Genomic DNA, 1,708 nt, shown 5'->3' with positions numbered 1-1,708 from the left:
TATTCGATTACGACAACGACAACGACAACGACAACGTACCCGCAATCTCGGTCACCACATCAGTTCTGATCGCACCCCGGCCGCCGCGCAGGCTGGCGATGGCGGCCAGCCCATGGTCTAATCCGTGGGCCTTCGCGTCAGTTGCGTTGCGCGCGGACTCATGGTCGTTTCAAGCCAAGTCGAGGTCCCCGATGCCGATGGCCCTGTTCGCCACACCCTTGGGCCCCATCGGCCTGCGCTGGACGGGGGAGACCCTGCTCGCGGTCGACCTGGAGCCGCCGCCCGCAATGGCCGATGAGGCGGCGGTGCCGCCCGCGGTCGGCCGCCAACTCAGCGCCTATTTCGCGGACGGCGCGGCGCGCTTCGAGGTGCCCCTGCAACTGCGCGGCACGCCCTTCCAGCAGCGGGTCTGGGCGGCTATCCAGGCCATTCCGGCCGGAACGACCCGCACCTACGCCGACCTGGCGCGCGACCTGGGCAGCGCCCCGCGGGCCGTGGGTCAGGCCTGCCGGGCCAACCCCTGCCCCATCGTCGTGCCCTGCCACCGGGTGGTGGCGACGCGCGGTCTGGGCGGCTTCGCCGGGGAGCGTGAGGGACTTAAGCTCGCGCTCAAGCGTCAGTTGCTCCGGCATGAGGGGGTGGCGGTTGACGCCGGGGGTGACTGATGGCGGATGACCGCGCCGTTATCGAGGGCTTTGCCGACATCCTGTGGATGGAGCGGGGCCTGAGTCAGAACACGCTGGCCGCCTATCAGTCGGACCTGCGGGCCTTCGCCGTCTGGATCGAACGCGAGCGCGGGCGCTGTCTGCTCGAGGCGCAGCGGCTGGATCTGCTCGATTATCTCGCGGTTCTGTCGGTGGCGGGGCGCAAGCCGCGCTCCGCGGCGCGCCTGCTGTCCTGTCTGCGCCAGTTTTATCAGCACCAGGTGCGACAGGGCGAGCTCCAGGCGGACCCGAGCGCCCGGGTGGACGCCCCCAAGCTGGGCCGGCCCTTGCCCAAGAGCCTGACCGAGGCGGAGGTGGAGGCCCTGTTGGGGGCCCCGGACCCCACGGACCCGCGCGGCCATCGTGACCGCACCATGCTGGAGGTCCTCTATGCCGGGGGGCTGCGGGTGACCGAGCTCGTCACCCTGAGTTCCGGCCAGGTGAGCCTGACCCAAGGGGTGGTGCGGGTCGCGGGCAAGGGGGGTAAGGAGCGGCTGGTGCCGCTCGGTGAGGACGCCGTGGACTGGCTCGCGCAGTTCGTGCGCGGGCCCCGCCAGGACCTGCTGGGCGGGCGTACGAGCGACTTCCTGTTTCCCACCAGCCGCAGCGACTGCATGACCCGCCAGGCCTTTTGGCAACTGATCAAGCGGTATGCGATCCAGGCCGGGGTTGTGAAGCCACTCTCGCCCCACACCTTACGCCATGCCTTCGCGACGCACCTGTTGAACCACGGGGCGGACCTGCGCGTGGTGCAGATGTTGCTGGGCCACAGCAGCCTCTCGACCACCCAGATCTACACGCACGTCGCGCGCGAGCGCCTGAAACAACTGCACGCGCGGCATCATCCCCGGGGTTGAGCCGACATGACCCGGAGCCGCCCGTCGCCGGGCCGCGGCGCGGGTGCGATCAGAACTGATGTGCTGACCGAGATCCTGGGTACGCTATCGTTGTCGTTGTCGTTGTCGTTGTCGTAATCGAATAATCCGACTACGATTACGACAACG

At 68.9% G+C, this 1,708-nt stretch carries 2 protein-coding genes; both read left to right on the top strand.

Annotation, left to right across the window (positions count from 1 at the left end):
• A partial coding sequence (locus tag QZY48_RS29785) for a methylated-DNA--[protein]-cysteine S-methyltransferase (protein WP_366929807.1) occupies window positions 1-665 on the top strand: 665 nt, incomplete at its 5' end.
• On the top strand, window positions 665-1,561 hold the full coding sequence (xerD, locus tag QZY48_RS29780) for a site-specific tyrosine recombinase XerD (RefSeq protein ID WP_295437443.1): 897 nt from the start codon (window positions 665-667) through the stop codon (window positions 1,559-1,561). The genes QZY48_RS29785 and xerD, both read left to right, overlap by 1 nt.
• Window positions 1,562-1,708 lie beyond the last annotated feature (147 nt).

The organism is uncultured Thiodictyon sp. (assembly GCF_903828115.1).
GTDB lineage: Bacteria > Pseudomonadota > Gammaproteobacteria > Chromatiales > Chromatiaceae > Thiodictyon.
Note: the sequence above shows the minus strand (reverse complement) of the source record. Positions and strands in the feature narration are given on the sequence as shown.